The organism is Roseateles sp. P1_C1_2, from assembly GCF_056406535.1.
Map to the genome: position 1 here is coordinate 110265 of NZ_JBFUAB010000006.1, position 21542 is coordinate 131806.

24 protein-coding genes are annotated in these 21542 nt (G+C 67.5%); 8 read left to right on the forward strand and 16 right to left on the reverse strand.

Annotation, left to right across the window (positions count from 1 at the left end; translation table 11 throughout):
- Positions 1-17 precede the first annotated feature (17 nt).
- The 5 genes from AC1D2H_RS07530 to AC1D2H_RS07550 form a co-directional block, all read right to left on the reverse strand.
- Entirely contained in the window at positions 18-1394 is a 1377-nt protein-coding gene (locus AC1D2H_RS07530) for a DUF1501 domain-containing protein (protein WP_478010499.1), read from the reverse strand.
- A 10-nt stretch (positions 1395-1404) separates the two neighbouring features.
- The gene (locus AC1D2H_RS07535; RefSeq protein WP_478010500.1) at positions 1405-3129 is read right to left on the reverse strand and encodes a DUF1800 domain-containing protein; all 1725 of its coding nucleotides are present in this window, start codon (positions 3127-3129) and stop codon (positions 1405-1407) included.
- 104 nt (positions 3130-3233) lie between these two features.
- Entirely contained in the window at positions 3234-3872 is a 639-nt protein-coding gene (locus AC1D2H_RS07540) for a 3-oxoacid CoA-transferase subunit B (protein WP_477928076.1), read from the reverse strand.
- Position 3873: 1 nt separating this feature from the next.
- Positions 3874-4581: a CoA transferase subunit A gene (locus AC1D2H_RS07545; RefSeq protein WP_477928078.1), complete on the reverse strand. Its 708-nt coding sequence runs from the start codon at positions 4579-4581 to the stop codon at positions 3874-3876.
- Between the two features lie 56 nt (positions 4582-4637).
- A complete protein-coding gene (locus AC1D2H_RS07550) occupies positions 4638-5303 on the reverse strand; it encodes a PEP-CTERM sorting domain-containing protein (protein WP_478010501.1) in 666 nt (221 codons plus the stop codon).
- Between the two features lie 95 nt (positions 5304-5398).
- Between AC1D2H_RS07550 and AC1D2H_RS07555 the strand changes: the two genes are divergently transcribed.
- A complete protein-coding gene (locus AC1D2H_RS07555) occupies positions 5399-5998 on the forward strand; it encodes a LuxR C-terminal-related transcriptional regulator (RefSeq protein WP_478010502.1) in 600 nt (199 codons plus the stop codon).
- On the forward strand, positions 5995-6990 hold the full coding sequence (locus AC1D2H_RS07560) for a DUF3667 domain-containing protein (protein WP_478010503.1): 996 nt from the start codon (positions 5995-5997) through the stop codon (positions 6988-6990). Before AC1D2H_RS07555 ends, AC1D2H_RS07560 begins: the two co-directional genes overlap by 4 nt.
- Here the strand turns inward: AC1D2H_RS07560 and AC1D2H_RS07565 are convergent.
- Genes AC1D2H_RS07565 through AC1D2H_RS07580 form a run of 4 tightly spaced genes read right to left on the reverse strand, consistent with a single transcriptional unit; the run spans position 6972 to position 9430 of the window.
- Positions 6972-7814, reverse strand: coding sequence for a 2OG-Fe(II) oxygenase (locus tag AC1D2H_RS07565; protein ID WP_477928085.1), 843 nt, complete (start codon positions 7812-7814; stop codon positions 6972-6974). The two genes, AC1D2H_RS07560 and AC1D2H_RS07565, sit on opposite strands and share 19 nt — an antisense overlap.
- Entirely contained in the window at positions 7811-8590 is a 780-nt protein-coding gene (gene yaaA / locus AC1D2H_RS07570) for a peroxide stress protein YaaA (protein ID WP_478010504.1), read from the reverse strand. The genes AC1D2H_RS07565 and yaaA overlap by 4 nt, the downstream gene beginning before the upstream one ends.
- Positions 8591-8606: 16 nt before the next feature.
- Positions 8607-9005: a DUF6691 family protein gene (locus AC1D2H_RS07575; protein ID WP_478010505.1), complete on the reverse strand. Its 399-nt coding sequence runs from the start codon at positions 9003-9005 to the stop codon at positions 8607-8609.
- A complete protein-coding gene (locus AC1D2H_RS07580; RefSeq protein ID WP_478010506.1) occupies positions 9002-9430 on the reverse strand; it encodes a YeeE/YedE family protein in 429 nt (142 codons plus the stop codon). Before AC1D2H_RS07580 ends, AC1D2H_RS07575 begins: the two co-directional genes overlap by 4 nt.
- A gap of 38 nt (positions 9431-9468) precedes the next feature.
- Here AC1D2H_RS07580 and AC1D2H_RS07585 point away from each other — a divergent pair, with 38 nt between their 5' ends.
- Positions 9469-10257 carry an MBL fold metallo-hydrolase gene (locus tag AC1D2H_RS07585; protein ID WP_478010507.1) on the forward strand — a complete coding sequence of 263 codons (789 nt, stop codon included), beginning with the start codon at positions 9469-9471 and terminating at the stop codon, positions 10255-10257.
- Here the strand turns inward: AC1D2H_RS07585 and yedA are convergent.
- Positions 10254-11156: a drug/metabolite exporter YedA gene (gene yedA, locus AC1D2H_RS07590; RefSeq protein WP_478010508.1), complete on the reverse strand. Its 903-nt coding sequence runs from the start codon at positions 11154-11156 to the stop codon at positions 10254-10256. The two genes, AC1D2H_RS07585 and yedA, sit on opposite strands and share 4 nt — an antisense overlap.
- Positions 11157-11264: 108 nt before the next feature.
- Here yedA and AC1D2H_RS07595 point away from each other — a divergent pair, with 108 nt between their 5' ends.
- Positions 11265-11780 carry an Lrp/AsnC family transcriptional regulator gene (locus AC1D2H_RS07595; RefSeq protein WP_477928098.1) on the forward strand — a complete coding sequence of 172 codons (516 nt, stop codon included), beginning with the start codon at positions 11265-11267 and terminating at the stop codon, positions 11778-11780.
- A gap of 18 nt (positions 11781-11798) precedes the next feature.
- Here AC1D2H_RS07595 and AC1D2H_RS07600 read toward each other — a convergent pair whose 3' ends face one another.
- The 3 genes from AC1D2H_RS07600 to AC1D2H_RS07610 all read right to left on the reverse strand — a co-directional run bounded on the left by AC1D2H_RS07600 (position 11799) and on the right by AC1D2H_RS07610 (position 14693).
- A complete protein-coding gene (locus tag AC1D2H_RS07600) occupies positions 11799-13145 on the reverse strand; it encodes a TolC family outer membrane protein (RefSeq protein ID WP_478010509.1) in 1347 nt (448 codons plus the stop codon).
- A gap of 212 nt (positions 13146-13357) precedes the next feature.
- Positions 13358-14011 (reverse strand): protein-L-isoaspartate O-methyltransferase family protein, encoded by a 654-nt coding sequence (locus AC1D2H_RS07605; protein WP_478010510.1) that lies wholly within the window; start codon positions 14009-14011, stop codon positions 13358-13360.
- Between the two features lie 46 nt (positions 14012-14057).
- Positions 14058-14693 (reverse strand): TetR/AcrR family transcriptional regulator, encoded by a 636-nt coding sequence (locus AC1D2H_RS07610; RefSeq protein WP_478010511.1) that lies wholly within the window; start codon positions 14691-14693, stop codon positions 14058-14060.
- 128 nt (positions 14694-14821) lie between these two features.
- Here AC1D2H_RS07610 and AC1D2H_RS07615 point away from each other — a divergent pair, with 128 nt between their 5' ends.
- From AC1D2H_RS07615 to AC1D2H_RS07625, 3 genes are read left to right on the forward strand one after another with little or no spacing between them, the layout of a single operon-like run.
- On the forward strand, positions 14822-15646 hold the full coding sequence (locus AC1D2H_RS07615) for an undecaprenyl-diphosphate phosphatase (RefSeq protein WP_478010512.1): 825 nt from the start codon (positions 14822-14824) through the stop codon (positions 15644-15646).
- Between the two features lie 12 nt (positions 15647-15658).
- Positions 15659-16480, forward strand: coding sequence for a type I methionyl aminopeptidase (gene map / locus AC1D2H_RS07620; protein WP_477928108.1), 822 nt, complete (start codon positions 15659-15661; stop codon positions 16478-16480).
- Between the two features lie 3 nt (positions 16481-16483).
- Positions 16484-19072, forward strand: a complete 2589-nt coding sequence (locus tag AC1D2H_RS07625) for a [protein-PII] uridylyltransferase (RefSeq protein WP_478010513.1) — start codon at positions 16484-16486, stop codon at positions 19070-19072.
- Here the strand turns inward: AC1D2H_RS07625 and AC1D2H_RS07630 are convergent, their stop codons facing one another.
- The gene (locus tag AC1D2H_RS07630; protein WP_478010514.1) at positions 19073-19651 is read right to left on the reverse strand and encodes a DUF3501 family protein; all 579 of its coding nucleotides are present in this window, start codon (positions 19649-19651) and stop codon (positions 19073-19075) included.
- Positions 19648-20430: a heterodisulfide reductase-related iron-sulfur binding cluster gene (locus AC1D2H_RS07635; RefSeq protein ID WP_478010581.1), complete on the reverse strand. Its 783-nt coding sequence runs from the start codon at positions 20428-20430 to the stop codon at positions 19648-19650. Before AC1D2H_RS07635 ends, AC1D2H_RS07630 begins: the two co-directional genes overlap by 4 nt.
- Here AC1D2H_RS07635 and AC1D2H_RS07640 point away from each other — a divergent pair.
- On the forward strand, positions 20311-21090 hold the full coding sequence (locus AC1D2H_RS07640; protein WP_478010582.1) for a DUF6207 family protein: 780 nt from the start codon (positions 20311-20313) through the stop codon (positions 21088-21090). The two genes, AC1D2H_RS07635 and AC1D2H_RS07640, sit on opposite strands and share 120 nt — an antisense overlap.
- On the opposite strand, the gene AC1D2H_RS07645 is transcribed toward AC1D2H_RS07640, so the two are convergent.
- Positions 21087-21506, reverse strand: coding sequence for a rubrerythrin family protein (locus AC1D2H_RS07645; protein ID WP_056193371.1), 420 nt, complete (start codon positions 21504-21506; stop codon positions 21087-21089). The two genes, AC1D2H_RS07640 and AC1D2H_RS07645, sit on opposite strands and share 4 nt — an antisense overlap.
- Between the last annotated feature and the right edge of the window lie 36 nt (positions 21507-21542).

Genomic DNA, 21542 nt, shown 5'->3' on the forward strand with positions numbered 1-21542 from the left:
TAGGCAAGCGCCAACGTTCAGAAGTAGCCCATGTTTTTTTGGCTGTAGTTGCCTATCTGCGGCAGCACGCGTGGCAGGTCGGCGGCGCTGATGCCCATCCAGGTGGCCAGCGTGGCGCCGAGCTGGTCAACGCCCGTCGTCGGCAGCAGCCGGCCCTGGCCGACGTCGTCCGGGCCGTTGATGCTGACCGAGGGCAGCGTGCCCCAGTATTTGCCGCCCTGCACCGCCCCGCCGAGCACGAAATGGTGGCTGCCCCAGCCATGGTCGGAGCCGTCGCCATTGCTGGTCAGCGAGCGACCGAAATCACTGGCCGTGAAGGTGGTGACCTGGCTGGCCACGCCGAGCTCGACCGTGGCGGCGTAGAAGCTGGCCAGCGCGTCATTGACCGCCGTCAGCAGGCCGGGGTGCTCGTCGAGCAGGAAGTCGTGGGTGTCGAAACCGCCCAGCGACACGAAGAAGACCTGGCGCGTCGCGCCCAAAGCCTGGCGAGCGCCGATGAGCCTGGCCACCATCAGCAGTTGGTTGGACAGGCTGCTGGCCGCATCGAACGGCGTCTGCAGCGCCGGCACGCCGGCCAGGCCGGCAGTGACGACGCCCTGGGCGCTGACGGAACGCGCGACGACCTTGTTCAGTTCGGCCTCCATCCAGTGCGTGCGGTCGGCGGTGATGAGGCCACGCAGCGCGTCGGCACAGGCCTGGGAGCCATAAAGCGGCTTGAGGATGCCGTTGATGGGCACGGCGCCGCTGGTGGACACCTGGTATTGCACGGCCTGCTTGCCGGCCATGAAGACGGCGTTGCCCGCGGCATTGATGCAGGTGAAGGTGGCTGTGCCGTTGCCGCCGAGGAAGAGATCGCCCATGCGGCCGCCCCAGCCCGAGGTGGCGCCCTCGGGTGAGCTGCTCTGCCAGACGGACTGCTGGTCGTTGTGCGAGAACAGCTTGGGCGGCAGCGGCACGTTCCTGGCGTTGTACTGGGCCAGCGTGGTCGGCTGGATCAGCGTGCCGACATTGAGCTGGATGCCCATCCGCCCGCTGTCCCACAGCCCCTTGAGCTTGCCGAGCTGGGGAGCCAGGGCCATCTGCCGACCACCGACGTTCAACGCAAGCGCCGTCGACGCAAGCTGGTCGCGCGGCGTGGCCAGGGTCTGGCGGATGGTGGCGTAGGCGTTGTAGCTGGCCTGGTCATAGGGCACCAGCGTGTTGCCATGGTCGTTGCCGCCGTAGAGGAAGACACAGACCAGGGCCTTGTAGTCGTTGGGCCCGCTGGCGGCGGCGGCCTCGCCGAGGGCGGCGAGGTTGAGCGCCCAGGGTGCCGCGGTACCGGCGAGACCGAGAGCACCGGCGCGGCGCAGGAATTCGCGGCGCTGCAGTTCGGGGAGTCGATTCAGCTTCATGGTCGTCCCCTCACTTCTGGATTTGATATTCGGGGCAGGCCATCAGCATCAGGATGGCCGCCTGCAGGCGGTTGGCCTTGCCGGTGTCGCTGGCGGCGGAGATGGTCGCGATGGCCGTGCTGACCGTCGCTTGAGTGGCAGCCGAAATACCACCACCGCCCAGGCGCAGCGCGAGACTGGCGACCAGGCCCGGCGCATCGCCCGCCAGCGCGAGCTCGGCGGTGTAGCTCGGCTTCACGTCGTTGATGCCGTCGGCGATGGCCTTCTGCATGTAGTTGATGTAGCCGGCCACCGTGCTCTCGTTGCAGAGCTGGAACTCGGGCGCCGTGATGTCATTCGTGCCCAACTGGGAGTTGGGCGGCACATAGCCGGGCCGGAAGAAGTTGAAGACCGAGGGGCTGCGCAGCGGACTCTGGCCCAGGCGGGTGCCCGAGTCGCTGGTATTGCCGATGTTCCACAGGCCGTTGGGCGACGTGACGCCAAAGCTGCGCCCCCACTGGATGAAGCGCTGCAGCGGCTCGCGCAGCTTGCCGGCGCCGGGCGCCGTGGGCGGGGTGCGCGCCTCGGCGTCGAGCAGGATGGCGCGGATGACGGCCTTGAGGTCACCGCGAGCGCCAGAACCGTTGTCGGCCCAGACAGCGGCGATGCGTCCGACATAGGCCGGGCTGGGATCGGAGGCGACCAGACGCTGGATGAGCTGGCGGCCGATGAACGGCCCGACATTGGCATGGGCGGCCAGCGTGTCGAGCGCGATCTTCAGCGCCGCCGGGCCGTCGGCCGAGGCGGGGATGTCGACTTCCAGCACCTTCTTGGCGCCGGTCGAGAAGCGCGAGGCGATATTGACCATGGGCTTCTTCATGAAAGCCGGGTCGCTGCCGCTGTAGCTGTCGAAATCCCAGCCGGTGAAAACGCGCGCCAGGTCGGTGATGTTGGTCTGGGTGTAGGTCTCGATGGGCTTGCCATTGCCATCGAGCTTCAGGCTGCCATCGGCATTGAGCTGGTAGAGGCCGATGCTGAACAACTGCATGACCTCGCGGGCGTAGTTCTCGTCAGGCACGCGGCCGGTGTTGGCGTCTTCCTTGAGGTTGCCGCGGGTGGCGAGGTAGACGCCCATGCCGTTGGACAGCGTCACCGCGTTCAGCAGCTCGCGGTAGCTGCCAAAGCAGCGCTGCTCCAGCATGTCCACATAGCAGGCGATGGCAAAGCCGCGCCAGGGCATGGGCAGGCCGCTCATGGAGATGACGAAGATCTCGCTCAGGGCCAGCACGACGCGCTGGCGCAGCGAGTCGGGCGCCGACAGCAGCTTGCGCCACAGGGTGTTGTCGGCGCCGCCGAAGTCGTTGCGGTGGTCGACGATGGCATAGCCATTGGCCACCATCCAGTCGAAATGGCCGTCGCTGACGGGCAGCGAGAACTGGGCGTCCAGCCAGGCGGCGTAGCCGTTGGCCTTGACGGTGGCGATATCGGCGCTGCTGGCTGCAAAGCCCGCCTGGGCGAGGAAGCGCGCGGCTTCGGCATCGGTGATGGCGGGAGGGGGAGGCGGCGGGGGTGGAGGGGGTGGCGGGGGCGGTGGTGAGGGCGATGGGGTTGGCACATCGCCTCCCCCGCCTCCACCGCAGGCGGCCAGCATGGCCGCTGCTGCGGCGGCGACCGCGATGCCGCCGGGGTTCAGGTCTGCACTTGTCTCGAGTGCTGGGGCGATGGTCTCGACTTCAGGCGTCGGGGGTGCGCGCATGGTGGCCTCGCTGTTGTTCGAAGAATGCTCCGCCCAACGGAAACGGGCCAGCTTGCGCCGACCCGTCCAGGCCCATGAACTGGGGATGCGAGGCTTGATTTACCTCAGAGCAACGGAACCCCTGTCTTGCTTTGCGCTTGTTCACGCGTGACGCCTTCGGCCAGCTCGACGAGCTTGATGCCACCGGGCACGACGTCGAAGACACCCAGGTCCGTGATGATGCGGTCGACGACACCCTTGCCCGTCAACGGCAGCGTGCAGCTGGGGATGATCTTGAGGTCCTCGCTGCCGTCCTTCTTCTTGGCGACGTGCTCCATCAGCACGATGACGCGCTTGACGCCGGCGACCAGGTCCATGGCGCCGCCCATGCCCTTGACCATCTTGCCCGGGATCATCCAGTTGGCCAGGTCGCCGCTGCCGCTGACCTGCATGGCGCCAAGAATGCTCAGGTTGATCTTGCCGGCGCGGATCATCGAGAAGCTGTCGTGGCTGCCGAAGATGCTGCTGCCGGGCAGCGTGGTGACCGTCTGCTTGCCGGCGTTGATGAGGTCGGCATCGACCTCGTCCTCCGTCGGGAAGGGGCCGATGCCCAGCATGCCGTTCTCGCTCTGCAGCCAGACTTCCTTGGTCGAAGGCACATGGTTGGCCACCAGCGTCGGGATGCCGATGCCGAGGTTGACGTAGAAGCCGTCTTCCAGCTCCTGGGCCGCGCGGGCGGCCATCTGATCTTGGGTCCAGGCCATCTCAAGCCTCCTTCTTGGGGGACAGGGTCATCTTCTCAATCCGCTTTTCCGGATTGGCGTTGACAACGATGCGGTGCACATAGATGCCCGGCAGATGCACGTCATCCGGATCGATGTCGCCCGTCTCGACGAGATGCTCGACCTCGACGACCGTCAGCTTGCCCGCCATGGCCGCGGCCGGGTTGAAGTTGCGCGCGGTGCGGCGGAAGACGAGGTTGCCGCTCTTGTCGGCCTTGTAGGCCTTGACCAGGGACACGTCGGGCACCAGGGCCTTCTCGAGGATATAGGTCTGGCCATCGAACTCGCGCGCTTCCTTGCCCTCGGCGATCAGCGTGCCGACGCCGGTGCGCACGAAGAAGGCCGGGATGCCGGCGCCGCCCGCACGCAGCTTCTCGGCCAACGTGCCCTGGGGCGTGAATTCCAGCTCCAGCTCGCCCGCCAGGTACTGGCGCTCGAACTCCTTGTTCTCGCCCACGTAGCTGGAGATCATCTTCCTGATCTGCCGCGTGAGGAGCAGCTGGCCGAGGCCGAAGCCGTCCACGCCGGCGTTGTTGGAGATGACGGTCAGGTCCTTGACGCCGCTGTCGCGCAGGGCCGCGATCAGGGCCTCGGGGATGCCGCACAGGCCGAAGCCGCCAACCGCGAGCATCTGCCCGTCCTTCACCACGCCGCGCAACGCCTCTTCGGCGCTCGGGTACACCTTGTTCATGCCGTCTCCTGCTGGGATGAGGGGCGAAGCGTAGCGCCCCCCTCCCGCCGAGTCGATTACGCAAGATTGCCTAAGGACTTCCGCCGCCTCGACAGCGGCCAGGCCGCCACCAGGGCCGCCGACAGCAGGGCAAGACTGCCGGGTTCGGGCAGGGCTTGCGGTGCCTGGGCATCGCCGCGGACCAGCCAGTTGCCCATCTGGTCGTCGTAGATGCCATCCGGCCAGGGGTTGTTGTCGATCAGATAGCCGGTGCTGCCGTACTGCAGCATGCCGACCGCCATGTGCTTGCCCGCGCCGCCGGCATCGCCGGTCAGGCCCTGGGTGCGCGGGCAAGGGATGAAGACCTTGCCGACCTGGCAGCGCACGGCCGCGGTGATGCCGAAGACGGCAAAGAAGTCCTCGGCGATGGCATAGCCCGCCGCGTCGCCAGGTCGGACCGTGGTCGCCAGGCCGAAATTGGCGTCGATCATGTCGATCACCTCGTTGCGGGTCGCGTAGTGGAAGCCTTCACCGAGCAGGGCCTGCACCGTCGCGTCGTTGAAGACGTGGCCGCGCGTGGCCACCGGGCTCAGCCATTCGAGGTCGGTGCTGCTGTCCTGGACGAGGTAGCGGTCGCCAGCCGTCCAGAAATCGGTGGCGACCAGGTTGGCATGGGCGGCGCCAGTCAGCGCGAGGGCGGCCGCCAAGGCCAGGGCCAGGCGGGAAACGAATTTGAAACGCATGAAATTCTCCGGGTTGAAAGATGCGGATCGCACTTTGTTCAAACACCGGCCTGCCCGCATCGCCCGATGGAGCCATTGCCGTGGAGCCATGGGCCATGCCGGGTAGGATCGCGGCCGCCCTGCCCTACCCGCCCTACCGCGTGAGCCCTGAAGCCATCGACTACCGCAGCGCCTTCCTGCTCGCCCCGATCGGCCTGGTGCTGTCGGCCCAGCGCCAGATCGTCGACTGCAACGAACGCCTGCTGCAGATGTTCTCGGCCACGCGCGAGCAGCTCATCGGCCAAAGCTTTGCCGTCATGTACCCGAGCGCCATCGAGTTCGAGCGCACGGGTGCCCGCATCGTCGCCAGCCTGGACGCGCAAGGTCATTACGCCGACGACCGCGTCATGCGCCGCCTGGGCGGTGGCGAGCTGTTCTGGTGCCATGTGACGGGCAGTGCCCTCGACCCGACCGACCCGCATGCCCGCGGCATCTGGGGCTTCGAGGACCTGTCGGCCCGGCGCCAGATCACGGCCGAGCTGACGCCACGCGAGCGCGAGATCGCCGCCCTTCTCGTCGAGGGCCAGACCAGCAAGCTCATCGGCCGCCGCCTGGGCGTGAGCCCGCGCACCGTGGACGTCTACCGCGGCCGGCTGATGAAGAAATACCAGGTGAGCAGCACGCCCGAGCTGATCAACAAACTGCTTTCAGCATGAGCCACCCACACGGCAAGCCCGCACTGCCCTACTGCCGCAACTGCCACTTCACGCTGGCCACGCCGCGCCCGGTCTTCTGCGGCCACTGCGGCCAGGAGACCGACCTGCACCCGCCCTCGGTGCGCGAGATGTTCACCGAGTACCTGGGCCATTACGTCGCCTTCGACGGCCCGCTGTGGCGCACGCTGTGGGCGCTGATCTGCCTGCCAGGCTATTTGACGAATGCCTATTTCCACGGCCAGCGGCGCCGCTATGTGCTGCCGCTGCGCGTCTATCTGAGCGCGAGCTTCGTGTTTTTCGTCGGCTCACACCTGTTGCCGCACACCACCGCCGCCGACAGCAACGCCGAGGCGACCGAGGCAGCGCCTATCGTCGAGCCCGGCAAGCCGGTGCGGCTGCGCGTCAAGCCGGGTGCGACGCCCAACGAGACGGCCGCCGAGGCTGAGGCGCTGGCCAAGGCGCAGGCGGCGTCCGCCGCGGCATCGAGGCCGCCGCGCGGCAAGCAGACGGTCATCACCAAGCTCGGCGACTGCGACGAAGCACAACCGCAGAACTGCACGCGGCTGGAGCGTTGGGGAACCCGGTTGATCAAGAACGCCGGGTCGATGAACAACGAGCAGTGGACGGCCCGCATCGTTGCCCTGGCGCCCTACGGCATGCTGGCCATGCAGCCCGTGTTTGCGGCGCTGCTGCTGGCCATGTTCGCCGGCACGGGGCGACGCTATGCCGAGCACTTCGTGTTCTCCCTGCACAGCCACAGCCTGTGGTTCCTGGCCCTGCTGATGGCGTTCGCCACGGACTTGACGCCGCTGCTGATCCTTGCCGTCTTCGGCCATGGCGTGATGGCGTTGCGGCGCGTCTATGGCGTCAGCCGGGCCGGTGCGTTGTGGCGCGGCCTGCTGCTCAGCCTGGGCTACTTCCTGTTGTTGATGCTGGGCCTGATCGTGCTGGTGGCCGCCATCGCTGCGACCATTCAGGTGAAGACGCCCTGACGCAGCCATTTCGTCGCCACCCATTTCTCGCCGTCCAGCACCGGTGAGCCGCCGTGCAGGGTCTGCGTGGCCGGGTGGGGCCGGTCATAGCTGAAGAAGACGGCATTGCCCTTGACGGGCGCGACGTCCAGGCCGATGTCCGGGAAGATGGTCGAGCCGCCGGCGGTGGGCGTGTTCAGGTAGATGACCAGTGTGGCCACGCGCTGGCCGCCACGCTTCAGGATGCCCGGCGTGCTGACATGGCCGGGGTCGAAGTAGTCGTAATGCGGCTGGTACTCGGCGCCCGGGCGGTAGTGCAGCACCTGCAGGCCTTCGCCATGGTCCAGCGGCCAGCGCAGCAGGGTCGCGATGCGCGCCTCGAGGGTGCGGATCAGCTCGGTTTCGCAGCGCTCGAAGAACATGCCGTCGCTGGTGCGCGCCGAGTTCACCTCGCTGCCCTCGCTGCCGGTGGCGACGGTCTCGGAGCGCGCCAGGCGCTTCTTGGCCAGGGCCATGATGCCGTCGCACTCCTCCTCGGACAGCAGATCACCGAAGACGATGACGCGCGGCTGGCGCAGCGCCATCAGCACCTTGACCTGGCGGTCGCCGGCATTGAGGACGGGCGCGAAGCGGCTCAGGTCGGGCTCGGGCAGGCCCGCCGTCGCGCCGGGCGGCGGCGTCAGCGTGGCCACCTGGCCCAGCGTGCGGGCCAGCGCCTGGCGGGCGACGGTTTCGTCCCAGCCGCTGCCCAGCATCGCGGCCAGGATGCTTTCGGACGCATGGCCGGCACGGCTCTGCTCGGTGATCCATTCACACAGCTCGGGAGTGATGACTTGTTGGCTCATGACTTGCGGCGGAAGACGAGTCGGTCGGGGGAAGAGACATCAGGGGCGAGACGATAACCGTCCAGATCGAAGCCTTTGAGCCCTTCAGGCGTTTCAAGACGTTGCTGGATGGCGAAGCGTGCCATCAGCCCGCGGGCGCGCTTGGCGAAGAAGCTGATGATCTTGTACTCGCCGTTCTTCCAGTCCTCGAACTGGCAGTCGACAACCCGGGGCTTGAGAGCCTTGCGGTCGGCAGCGCGGAAGTATTCCTGCGAGGCCAGGTTGACGATGACCGGCGCCTTTTCGCCTCGCGCCAGCTTGTTCAGGTGCAAGGCCAGGCGGTCACCCCAGTAGTCGTAGAGGCTGGCGCCCGACGCCGTGGCCAGGCGCGTGCCCATCTCCAGGCGGTAGGGCTGCATGCGGTCCAGCGGCCGCAGGATGCCGTACAGGCCCGACAGCATGCGCACATGCGCCTGCGCCCAGGCGAGGTCGTCGACGCTCAGCGTGCCGGCGTCCAGGCCGTCGTAGACATCGCCGTTGAAGGCCAGCACGGCCGGCTTGCTGTTGTGTTCGGTGAAGCGCGGCCGCCAGGCTTTGTACCGGTCGACATTGAGCTGGGCCAGCGGCTCGGACAGGTCCATCAGGTCGCGAACGTCGTTCACGCTCTTGGTGCGCAGCACGTCGATGAGGGCGGCGGTGTCATCGAGGAACTGCGGGCGGGTCAAGGCCGGCGCCAGTTCGGCCGGCGTCGGCTTGTCGTAATCGAGGGACTTGGCGGGCGAGAGCAGAAACAGCATGGGCGCGGATTTTGTCTCAGGCCGTCCTTCGCTCCAGCAGCTCGAAGATCGCCATGCCGGCCAGCATCGCCGCGACGAAGCCGAGCGCCTTCCAGTCGCCCAGGCCAGCCACCACGAGCGCCGGCCCCGGGCACAGGCCCGCCAGGCCCCAGCCGATGCCGAACAACAGGCTGCCGCCGACGAGGCGGCGGTCGATGCGGGTCGAGTCCGGCAGCTTGACCTTGGCCCGACGCGCCCAGGCAAAGGCCGGCAGTCCGACCGCGATCGCACCCGCTATCACCAGGGCCAGCGAGGGGTCCCAGGCGCCGGCCAGGTCCAGGAAGCCCAGCACCTTGGCCGGCAACACCATGCCGGACACGATCAGTCCCAGCCCGAACACCAGGCCCACCAGTGCTGCGGTCAGTACGGTCCTCACAGCAGATGCCTCAGCACCCAGACCGTTGCGAAGCCGGCGGCCATGAACACGGCTGTCGCAACCGCCGAGCGCGGCGACAGCCGCGACAGCCCGCAGACGCCATGGCCGCTGGTGCAGCCAGCGCCATAACGCGTGCCGATGCCCACCAGCAAGCCGGCCAGCAGCAGCGTCGCCCAATCGGCGTCGATATGCGGCCGCAGCGGCCCGGCGAACAGCGCATACACCCAGGACGACGCCAGCAAGCCGGCCACGAAGGCCAGCCGCCAGGCGCGGTCGCCAGCCACCGGCCGCAGCAAGCCGCCGACGATGCCGCTGATGCCGGCAATGCGGCCGGAGAACACCACGAACACGGCCGCGGCGAGTCCGATCAACAGACCGCCGGCCAGCGCCGGCCCGGGTGTGAAAGCGTTCCAGTCCAGGTTCATGTAGAAATAATGACATCCCGGCAACGCCCGAACTCCAAATGTCCGTCGTCATCCAAGGCTTCCACGATCCCGTCACCGGCACGGTCAGCTATGTCGTGCACGACCCGGCAACACGCCAGGCGGCCGTCATCGACCCCGTGCTGGACCACGACCTCGCCAGCGGTCGGTCCAGCACCGCCAGCGCCGACTTGCTGCTGGCGTATCTGCGCGCGCAGGGCCTCGATCTGCAGTGGATCCTCGAAACCCATGTCCATGCCGACCATGTGTCCGCCGCGCGCTATCTGCGGCGCGAGGCTGGCGGGCTGATCGCCATCGGTGAGCACACCCGCGAGGTGCAGGCCACGCTCGGCCGACTGCGAGGCTGGCCTTCGCAGGACGACGGTTTCGACCGACTGCTGCGTGATGGCGAGTCATTCCACATCGGCAGCATCGAGGCGACCGCCCTGCTCACCCCCGGCCACACGCCGGCCGACCTGGCCTACCAGATCGAAGATGCCGTCTTCATCGGCGACACCCTCTTCATGCCCGACGGCGGCAGCGCCCGCGCCGACTTTCCCGGCGGTGATGCCGCCCTGCTCTACCGTTCGATCCGGCGCCTGCTGGAGCTGCCGCCCGAGACCCGTCTCTTCGTCTGCCACGACTACCCAGCGGGCCGCGAGGCGCGCTGGCAGACCACGGTGGCCGAGCAGTGCGCGGCCAACATCCATGCGCACGACGGCGTCAGCGAGGCCGAGTTCGTCGCCATGCGCCAGGCGCGCGACGCGACGCTGGCCGCGCCGCGGCTGATGAAGCCGGCCCTGCAGGCCAATATCCGCGGCGGTGGCTAACGCGCCTTCGCCCGCCCGACCAGCAGCAGCACGACGCCCAGCAGCACGATGCCCGCGGCCAGCCATTCATTGCCGCTGATCTGCTCGCCGGCCAGCGTGACCCCCAGCAGCATCGCGATGACCGGGTTGACGAAGGAATAACTCGACGCCAGCCCGGCCGAGGCCTCGGCCAGCAGCACCATGTAGGCGTTGAAGGCGATCAGCGAGCCGAACACGACCAGATAGGCCCAGGCCCACAGCGCCTGCGGCTCGATGTGCTCGGGCAGCGTCTCGCCGCTGACGAGGCTCAAGCCCATCAGCACCGCGCCGCCGGCCAGCATCTCGCTCGCAAAGCCCATCGCACCCGGTGCCAGCGGCCACACGCGCTGCGACAGCACGCTGCCCACGGCCCAACTGGCGCAGGCCACGCTGATCGCAACCAGACCGAGGGTCGAAGCACCAAAGCCCTGCCCTTGCGTCAACAGCAGCACGCCGACCAGGCCGAAGGCAATGCCCAGCGACTCCAGCCGCCCCGGCTTCTCGCCCCACAGCAGATTGAGGCCGGCGATCATCAAGGGCATCACGGCGATGAAGGCGACGACCAGGCCGGAACCCACGGTCTGCTCGGCCGTGGCCGTGCCGCCCATGCCGCCACCCAGCATCAGACCGCCGATGACGAGGGCGTGCAGCCACTGACGGCGACTCGGCCAGGGCGCGCCGCGCCAGCGCATCCACACCGCCAGCAAGGCGCCTGCGACGAGGAAGCGGCTGCCCATCTGGAAGAAAGGCGGCAGGCTGACCAAGGCGAGCTTGATCGCCAGATAGGTCGAACCCCAGACCAGCCAGGTGGCGGCCAGGCAGAGCATCAGCTTGGGCGAGAGGCCGGGGGTGGACTTCAGCGGCAGGGTCGTCGTGTTCATGGCCGGCATCGTAGAAATTTCAGTCGCCTTGCAACATGGACTCTTGAAGGTAAAGGACGAGTTGCGCCTTAATATTCAAGAACATTCTGCTGCTTTGAAGAGAAATTCATGGCCATCGAACTCGATCAGCATGACCACCGCATCCTGGCCGAATTGCAGGCCGACGCCCGCCTGACGATGGCGGAGCTGGGCCGGCGCGTGCACCTGAGCCAGCCCGCGGTGACCGAGCGCGTGCGCAAGCTGGAGGACGGCGGCGTCATCCGCGGCTACCGCGCCGTCGTCGACGCCAGCAAGCTGGGCTATGGCATCCGCTCCATCATCCGCATCGGCAACCTCGACGAAGGTGAACTGATGCGCGCGCTGGAGCGCAGCCCCGAGGTGGTGACGGCCTATGGCGTGACGGGAGAGGACAGCTGGATCCTGGAGATCGCCGTGCGCGATGTGGCGCACCTGCGGGCGACGCTGTCGCGCTTCTGCCAGCAGGTGCCCACGTCGACGGCCATCATCCTGAATGCGGTGCGCGAGCATGCGCCGATCCGGCCACTGCCAACGACCGCCGAGCCCGAGCCCACGCCCGTGCCGGCCGCAGTCGCCAAGAAAAAGCCCCGCCAGAGCGGGGCTTGATCGCAGCCGTGCAGCGACTTATTTCGCCAGCAGCGTGTTCGCGGCGTTGATGTCCTCGGCACGCAGCTGGCCGGAGGCCTGGCGCAGCTTGAGGCTGTTGACGACGACGTCGTAGCGCGCCTTGGCCAGGTCGCGCTGGGTCGTGTAGAGCTGGGTCTGGGCGTTCAGCACGTCCAGGTTGACGCGCACGCCGACCTTGTAGCCCAGCTGCGTGGCTTCCAGGGCCAGCTTGGTGGACGACTCGGCGGCCTCGTAGGCGGCGACCTGGGCCTTCAACGACTGCACGCCGAAGAAGGCGCGACGCGTGCCCTCGGCCACGCTGCGGCGGGCGAAGTCGAGATCGTTGCGGGCCTTGTCTTCCAGCACCAGGGTTTCCTTGATGCGGTTCTGCGTGGCGCCGCCCGTGTAGAGCGGGTAGCTCAAGGTCAGGGCGACGCTGGCGTTCTTGCCCGTGCCGGCAGCGCCCTGCTGCGCGGCAATGATGGCGGGGCTGGTGTGGGTGTTCTGGCCGCCCAGCGTGGCGCTGGCGTCCAGCGTCGGCTTCTCGCCGGCGCGGGCGATCTGCGTGTCGAGCTGGGCCATTTCCAGGGCCAGTCGGGCGCGGCGGACATTGGGATGCTGGTCGTCGGCCGTGGCCACCCAGGTGTCGATGTTGTCGCTCGGCAGGGCCGGCAGCGCGACCGGCACGGCCAGGCCCTTGGGCTCGACGCCGACGCGGCCGACAAACTGGTCCAGCGTCACGCGCTTGACGCGCAGGTCGTTGTCGGCGGCCAGTTCCTGGGCCACGGCGAGGTCATAGCGGGCCTGGGCTTCGCGCGTGTCGGTGATGGTGGCGGTGCCGACCTCGAAATTGCGCTTGGCCGAGGCCAGCTGCTCCGCGATGCCGGTCTTGTTGGCGCGCGAGGTCGTCAGCGCGTCCTTGGCGGCCAGCACATCGAAATAAGCCGTGGCAAGCCGCACCATCAGGTCCTGCTCGGACAGGTCCAGGTCGGACTGGGCCAGGGCGTAGGCGCGACGGGCCTTGTCGATGGTGGGGATGTTGCTGGCGTTGTAGACCGAGTACTTGCCCGACAGGCCGGCCTGCAGCGTGCGCGTGTTGTAGGCGCCCGTCGACGGCGGATCGGTGCGCGTCAGCGTGCCGGAACTGGACAGATACAGCGACGGACGGATCAGCGACTCGGCTGCAGCGGCGCGCGCGGCAGCGGCGTCGGCGCTGTTGCGGCTGGCCAGATAGGTCGCGTCATAGCCCCTGGCCGCGTCATAGAGCTCCTGCAGGCTTTGGGCCTGGGCCACGCCGGCGAGCAGGAGGCTGGCGGCAATGGCCAGCGGTTGCAGGGTCAGGCGATAGGCTGTGACGAAGGGCATGGGATTCCTTGACTGGAGCAATGTAGTGAGCGCGGCCGGGTTTATAGAGGCAAAGCCCGCCGATGACTGAAGCCATGTGACGACCTGCGCCCAAACGGGGGCAAGCGGCGTTTTATGGCGACGAACTGCATCCAAGTGGCGCACGGCCGCCCGAAGCCACTGACGCCCTCTCGGGGGGCAGCGGCCAATGGGCGCGTGGGGGCCGACATCACTTAGAAGCTGAACGCCGGCGCTTCGGAAAAACCGGGCAGGCGGCCGGCCACCGTGTCGAACATCTCCACGGTGCGGAAGTCGCTGGCACCGGTGCGAGTGATCAGCACGGCGCGCATGACCGGCTCGCCGCCGACGATGGCCGCCAGCCGGCCACCGACCTTGAGCTGGTTCAGCAGGACTTGCGGCACGGCGGCGACCGAGCCGGACAGCAGGATGACGTCGAAGGGTTCCTCGGCGGCCAGGCCGTTGGCGCCGTCCTGGTTCAGCACGGTGGCGTTGAGCACGCCGGCGCGCTTCAGGTTGGCGGTGGCGGCCGCGGCGAGGTCGGCATCTGCCTCCAGTGCGACGACGCGTTGCGCCTTGTGGCCCAGCAGCGCGGCCAGGTGACCCGTCGCGGCGCCGATCTCCAGCACCTTTTCGTGGCGCTGCACCTTGAGCTCCTGCAGCAGGCGGGCCTCGACCTTGGGCGCCAGCATGCGGCGCGTGGCCGTCAACGGCAGCTCGGTGTCGACGAAGGCCTGCAGGCGATGGGCCTCGGGCACGAAGTCCTCACGGTGCACGACGCGCAGCAGCTCCAGCACGCTGGTGTCGAGCACATCCCAGGGGCGGATCTGCTGCTCGATCATGTTGAAGCGGACTTGTTCGAGGTTCATCTTGTTCTCCGGGCGCGGTCGACTGCAAAAGCCAAAATTCTAGAGGTCAGCCGGGGGTGGCCAGCAAGCCGTGCAGAAGCAGCGACATCTGGGCGTCCAGCAACTCCTCGGCGCCCATGGTCTGGTGGCAGATGTCGTGCTCGCCGAAGGAGTGCTCGTGCAGCAGCATGTGCAGCATGGGTGCGATCAGCATGTGCACGGTGGCCTCGACCGGCACGGCGCGGAATTCGCCGGTGCGGATGCCCCGCTCGATGAGGCCGCCGATCAGCGCCTGGGACGGCCGGATGACCTCTTCCACGTAGAAGCGCGCCAGCTCGGGGAAGTTGCGAGCCTCCACCATCATGATCTTGCAGACGACGCCGGCATTGCCACGGCCGACCTTGGCCCACCAGGCCTGCATCATCTGGCTCAGCAGCTCGGCGATGGAGCCTTCGTATTGCGCCGCCTGGGCGGCCGATTCGGCGATGTGCACGGACAGGTTGTCGCGCACCATGGCCTTGAAGAGCTCGTCCTTGCTCGGGTAGTAGCGGTAGAGCGTGCCCTTGGCGACGCCGGCGCGCGCGGCGATCTCCTCGCTGCGGGTGGCGGCAAAGCCCTTTTCGACGAAAAGCGCCAGGGCGGCATCCAGCAGCTCCTGGGGGCGGGCGTCCTTGCGGCGTTGGCGGGGGGTGGCAGTGGCCAAGACGGCTGAGTTAATGACCGGAGAGTCAGTAATGTAGCCGCGGCGGCCAGCCGCCCGCAAGGACGTGACCTGGCTGCTCGCTACACTGCGCCGCCTTTTGAAATTCCCTGCCTTTCGGAGCCGTTTACGTGGATGTCATCCTGCTGATCAAAGCCGCCATCATGGGCATCGTCGAGGGGCTGACCGAGTTCCTGCCGGTGTCGTCCACGGGCCACCTGATCCTGACCGGCAGCCTGCTGGGCATGACGGACGCCAAGTCCAAGGTCTTCGACATCGCCATCCAGAGCGGCGCCATCCTGGCCGTGCTCATCGTCTATTGGGCGCGCATCCGGGAAGCCCTGGGCGGCATCACCAACAGTGCCAAGCAGCAACGCTTCATCGCCAACATTGCCATCGGCTTCCTGCCGGCCGGCATCGTCGGCCTCACCGTCTACAAGGCCATCAAGGCGCATCTCTTCAACGCGCCCGTCGTGGCCGGCGCCTTCATCGTCGGCGCGCTGATCATCCTGTGGGTGGAAAAGCGCGCTCAGCCGGTGGCGCGCGTGCAAAGTGTGGACGACATGACGCCGCTGGACGCCCTCAAGGTTGGCCTGGTGCAGTGCCTGGGCATGATCCCCGGCACCAGCCGCTCGGGCGCCACCATCATCGGCGGCATGCTGCTGGGCCTGTCGCGCAAGGCCGCGACCGACTTCTCCTTCTTCCTGGCCATCCCGACGCTGATCTCGGCCGGCGGTTACAGCCTGTGGAAGGAGCGCCATGCGCTGTCGATGGCCGACTTCCCGATGTTCGCCGTCGGCTTCATCGTCAGCTTCCTGGCCGCCTGGGCCTGCGTGCGCTGGCTGCTGCGCTATGTGTCCAGCCACACCTTCGTGCCGTTCGCCTGGTATCGCATTGCCTTCGGCATCGTCGTACTGGCAACCTGGTTGACCGGTACGGTCATCTGGGCGGACTGAGATAATTCAGGCATGGCCATCACGATCAAGACCGCTGCCGATGTCGAAGGCATGCGCATCGCCGGACGCCTGGCGTCCGAAGTCCTGGACATGCTCACGGCTCACGTCAAGCCCGGCATCACGACCAACGAGCTGGACAAGCTCGCGCACGACCACATCGTCAATGTGCAGCAGGGCATCCCCGCCCCGCTGAACTACTGCCCGCCCGGCTACATCCCCTACCCCAAGTCGATCTGCACCTCGGTCAACAGCCAGGTCTGCCACGGCATCCCGAACGACAAGGCGCTGAAGAACGGCGACATCGTCAACATCGATGTCACCGTCATCAAGGACGGCTGGCATGGCGACACCAGCCGCATGTTCGTCGTCGGCGAGGGCTCCATCGCGGCCAAGCGGCTGTGCGCCTTCACCTACGAGGCCATGTGGAAGGGCATCGCCAAGGTCAAGCCCGGCGCGCGCCTGGGCGACATCGGCCACGCCATCCAGACCTTTGCCGAGAACGCCGGCTTCTCCATCGTGCGCGAGTTCTGCGGCCATGGCATCGGCCAGGTCTTCCACGAGGAGCCGCAGGTGCTGCACTACGGCCGCCCCGGCACGCTGGACGAACTGGTGCCCGGCATGATGTTCACCATCGAGCCCATGATCAACGCCGGCCGCCGCGAGATCCGCGAGATGGGCGATGGCTGGACCATCGTCACCAAGGACCGGTCGCTGTCGGCCCAGTGGGAACACACCATCCTCGTCACCGACACCGGCTACGAGGTCATGACGCTCTCGGCCGGCAGCCCGCCTCCGCCCGCCTTCATCACGCAGGCCGCTGCGGCGACCGCGTAAGCCGTGGCCACGCTTGCCGAGCTCCGCCAGCAGTTCAAGGCGGGCAAGCAGACGCTGATCGACGGCTTTCTGGCCGCGCGGCCCACGCAGGCCGGCGCCCAGAGTCTGCTGCGCAGCCTGGCCCGGCATGTCGACGACACGCTGCGCACCCTTTGGGAAGGTGCGGGCATGCCCGAGGGCGCCTGCCTTGCGGCCGTCGGCGGCTATGGCCGTGGCGAGCTCTACCCGCATTCCGACGTCGACGTGCTCGTGCTGCTGCCCGATGGGGTCGAGGCCCATGTGCCGGGACCGGTCAAGTCGGCCATCGAGGGCTTCATCACGGCCTGCTGGGACCTGGGCCTGGAGATCGGCTCCTCGGTGCGCACGCTGGGTGAATGCCTGTCCGAGTCCCAGGGCGACGTGACCATCCAGACGGCCCTGCTCGAAGCCCGGGCGCTGGCCGGGGACGCCAAGCTGTTCAAGCTGATGGCCAAGCGCTTCACGCAGGCCATGGACGCCAAGGCCTTCTTTCGCGCCAAGACGCTGGAGAGCCTGCAGCGCCACACCAAGTTCGACGACACGCCCTACGCGCTGGAGCCCAACTGCAAGGAAAGCCCCGGCGGCCTGCGCGACCTGCAGATGCTGATCTGGATCGCCCGTGCGGCCGGCCTGGGCAAGACCTGGAAGGCCCTGGCCCAGCGCGGCCTCATCACGGCCTTCGAGAGCAAGCAGCTGCAGCGCAACGAGGGTCAGTTGAGGCTGATCCGCGCGCGGCTGCATGCCGTCGCCGGCCGGCGCGAGGACCGTCTCGTCTTCGACCTGCAGACCGCCGTCGCCCAGAGCTTCGGCTTCGAGGGCACGGGCGCCCAGCGCGCCTCCGAGGTGCTGATGCGGCGCTATTACTGGGCCGCCAAGGCGGTCACGCAACTGCACCAGATCCTGCTGCTGAACCTCGAAGAGCAGATCAACGGTTCCCAGCAGGACCTGCTGCGCGCCCTCGACGGCCAAACCGATTTCCTGGATCGCGGCCGCATGCTGGAGGTCGCCAGCGACGACCTCTACCAACGCGACCCGCACGCCATCCTGCGCACCTTCCTCGTCTACCAGCAGACGCCGGGCATCAAGGGCTTGTCGGCACGCACACTGCGGGCGCTGTACAACGCGCGCGGCCTGATGGACGCGGCGTGGCGGCGCGACCCGGTCAACCGTGCGACCTTCATGACCATGCTGCGCGAGCCCGAGGGCCAGACGCATGCCTTCCGGCTCATGAACCAGACCTCGGTGCTGGGCCGCTACCTGTGGGTCTTCCGCGCCATCGTCGGGCAGATGCAGCACGACCTCTTCCACGTCTACACCGTGGACCAGCACATCCTGATGGTGCTGCGCAATGTGCGGCGCTTCTTCGTGCCCGAGCATGCCCACGAGTACCCCTTCTGCTCGCAGCTCGCCGCCCAGTTCGACACCCCCGAGCTGCTCTACATCGCCGCCCTCTTCCACGACGTGGCCAAGGGCCGCGGCGGTGACCATTCCGAGCTGGGCGCGACCGAGGTGAAGCGCTTCTGCCGCCAGCATGGGCTGAACGCGGAGGACACGGCCATGTGCGTCTTCCTCGTCGAGCACCACCTGACGATGTCGCGCGTGGCGCAGAAGGAAGACCTGTCCAATCCCGAGGTGATCGCCGCCTTCGCCGCCAAGGTGGGCGACGCGCGCCGCCTGATGGCTCTGTACCTGCTGACCGTGGCCGACATCCGCGGCACCAGCCCCAAGGTCTGGAATGCCTGGAAGGGCAAGCTGCTCGAGGACCTCTACCGCATCACGCTGCGGGCCCTGGGCGGCGCCAAGATCAATCTCGACGCCGAGATCGAGGCGCGCAAGGCCGAGGCCCGGCAGGACCTGGCCCTGCACTCCCAGCTGCCCGGCACCGAGGAGCCGCTGTGGAAGACGCTGGCCATCAGCTATTTCGCGCGCCATGAAGGTGCCGAGCTGGCYTGGCATGCACGCTCGTTGTGGCGCCATGTCGAGACCCAGGTGCCCGTCGTGCGCGCCCGCCCCTCACCCATAGGCGAAGGCCTGCAGGTGCTGGTGTATTCGCCCGACCAGACCGATTTGTTCGCCCGCATCTGCGGCTATTTCGACACCGCCGGCTTCAGCATCCTCGACGCCAAGGTGCACACCACGCGCAAGGGCTATGCGCTGGATACCTTCCAGGTCATCCGACCCGAGGCCGACGTGCACCACCGCGACCTCGTGCCGCTGGTGGAGCAGAAGCTCAGCACGGCGCTGCAGGCCGACGGCCCCCTGCCCGAGCCCAGGCGCGGCCGGCTGTCGCGCCGCGTCAAGAGCTTCCCCTACACGCCGCGCATCTCGCTGCGCCCCGACGAGCGCGCCACGGCCTGGCTGCTGACGATCTCCACCAGTGACCGCGCCGGCCTGCTCTACGCCATTGCCCGCGTGCTGGCGCGGCATGGCATCAACCTGCAGTTGGCCAAGATCTCGACGCTCGGCGAGCGCGTGGAAGACACCTTCCTCGTCGACGGCCCGGCGCTGCAGCACAACAAGGCGCAGCTGCAGATCGAGAGCGAGCTGCTGGACGCGGTGTCGCTGCCGGCCTAGTTACTTCAGGTCGCCAGCAAGGCTGGCCAGCGTCTCCAGCGCGATCTGCACATGCGCCGGATAGTGGGTGTGGTCGCAGCCCAGCTTGACGGCCGCGCCCGCCTTCACCGCCTGGCGCATTGCCGCGCTCAGCTCGAAACGCACGAAATGCACCGCCGAGGTCTTCTCGTCGTTCTCGCGGTCGAGGTCCTCGTCGGCGATGGCGTAGACGCGAGCCTGGCCCTCGACCTCGATGAAGAGGCGGTCCTCGACGCCAATCAGCCTGGCCAGCTCGCGCTTGCGCTCATTGGGGTCGGGGTACTCGATGAGCAGCGTCCCCTTCCAGTTGCCGCCATCAGGCACCAGGGGCGCATAGGCATCGATCTCGCTCTGGATGCCCTCCTCCTCGAAGATCTTCTCGATGCGCAGCATCTCCTGGATCTGATAGCGGATGGTGCGCTCGTCCTCGAACTGCAGGTTCAGGTGCTCACCCAGCTGCACGCTGCGCAGGCGGCGGTGGGCGACGATGGCAGGCTTCTCGGTCTTGCGAAACCTGGCGTAGGCCTCCAGCGTCATCAGGCTGTCTTTGGTGATGGTCATGGCAAGCCGTAGGCGGTACGCATCAAGGTGAGTGGATGGGCCAGCGCCTTGGCCGGCGTGCCCGCCTGCGCCATGCCCTGGGCGATGTGATGGCCGGCCAGCGCGCAGTCGCTGGCGATGAAGTCGGGCTCGTCCTTGGCCATGGCCTTGAAGACGGGCTTGCCGATCTTTATCGCCACCGGGTGGGTCAGCGTCTTCACGCCATAGGTGCCCGCATGGCCCGAACAGCGCTCGACGGTATTGAGCTTGACCTCCACGCGCTGGCCGATGAGCTTGAACATCTCCTCGGTCTTGCGACCGATCTTTTGCACCCGGCCATGGCAGGGCACGTGATAGCTCACCTTGCCCAGGGCCTGCTTGAAGTCGGTCTTCAGTAGGCCGTCCTTGTGGCGGGCGACGAGGTACTCGAAGGGGTCCCACATCGCGTCCTGCACGAGCTTGACGTCGTCCTCGTCAGGGAACATCAGCGGCAGCTCCTGCTTGAACATCAGCGTGCAGCTCGGGATGGCCGACAGGATGGCGAAGCCGTCCTTGGCATAGGGCGCCAGCGTGGCGATGTTGGCCGTCTTGTGCTTCTCCACCGACGCCAGGTCACCCAGCTCCAGCTTGGGCATACCGCAGCAGGCCTCCTTCTCGACGATGACGTAGGGGATGGCGTTGTGCTCCAGCACCTTGAGCAGGTCGAAGCCGATGCCGGGCTCGTTGTAGTTGACGTAGCAGGTCGAGAAGATCGCGACCTTGCCCGGCGTGCGCTCGCCCTGGGTGACGACCTGCGCCAGCGCCTTGGGCGCGCTCCAGCGGAAGCGCTTGGACGCCAGCTCGGGCAGCCAGGCGTCCGGGTGCACGCCCAGCTGTTTGTCCATCAGCTTGCGCGCGATCTTCGTGCGGTTCACGGCATTGACGGCCTGCACGACGATGGGAATGCCGGCGAACTGGCCGTGCACATCGGTGGACGCCAGGAACTTCTCACCGCCGCCGACCTCGCCCTTGCGGAACTTGATCGCCTTGGCCCGCAGCATGGTGTGGGGGAAGTCCAGGTTCCATGGGTGCGGCGGCACATAGGGACACTTGGTCATGTAGCAGAGGTCGCAGAGATAGCACTGGTCGACGACCTTCCAGAAATCCTGCTTGTCCACGCCATCCACCTCGCCGGTCTTGCCCTCGTCGACAAGATCGAACAGCGTCGGGAAGCTCTGGCACAGGCCGACGCAGCGGCGGCAGCCGTGGCAGATGTCGAAGATGCGCTCCATCTCGTGGAGGCATGCGGCTTCGTCGTTGAACTCGGGGCTCTTCCAATCGAGCGCGTGTCGGGTGGGCGCTTCGAGGTTGCCTTCTCTGGTGCTCATCGCGTCTCCTGCGCAGTCGTCTGCACGCGGCGCGCGGGCAGACGACTGCGGCCGCTCGTGCAGCCGCTTCGAGCTATGCCCCTGGCCTGCTAGTCCACCAGCGCGTCCAGCGCCTTCTGGTAGCGGTTGGCATGCGAGCGCTCGGCCTTGGCCAGCGTCTCGAACCAGTCGGCGATCTCGTCGAAGCCCTCGTCGCGCGCCGTCCTGGCCATGCCGGGGTACATGTCGGTGTACTCGTGCGTTTCACCGGCGACGGCAGCCGCGAGGTTCTGGCGGCTGCTGCCAATGGGCAGCCCGGTGGCGGGGTCGCCCACGGCCTCCAGGAATTCGAGATGCCCGTGGGCGTGGCCCGTCTCACCCTCGGCGGTGGAACGGAACAACGCGGCCACGTCGTTCTGGCCCTCGATGTCGGCCTTGTTCGCGAAGTAGAGGTAGCGGCGGTTGGCCTGGGATTCGCCCGCGAAGGCGTCCTTCAGGTGCTGCTCGGTCTTGGAACCTTTCAAGCTCATCGCAGTCTCCGTTGGGGGTGGGGAGACGAGGACGCT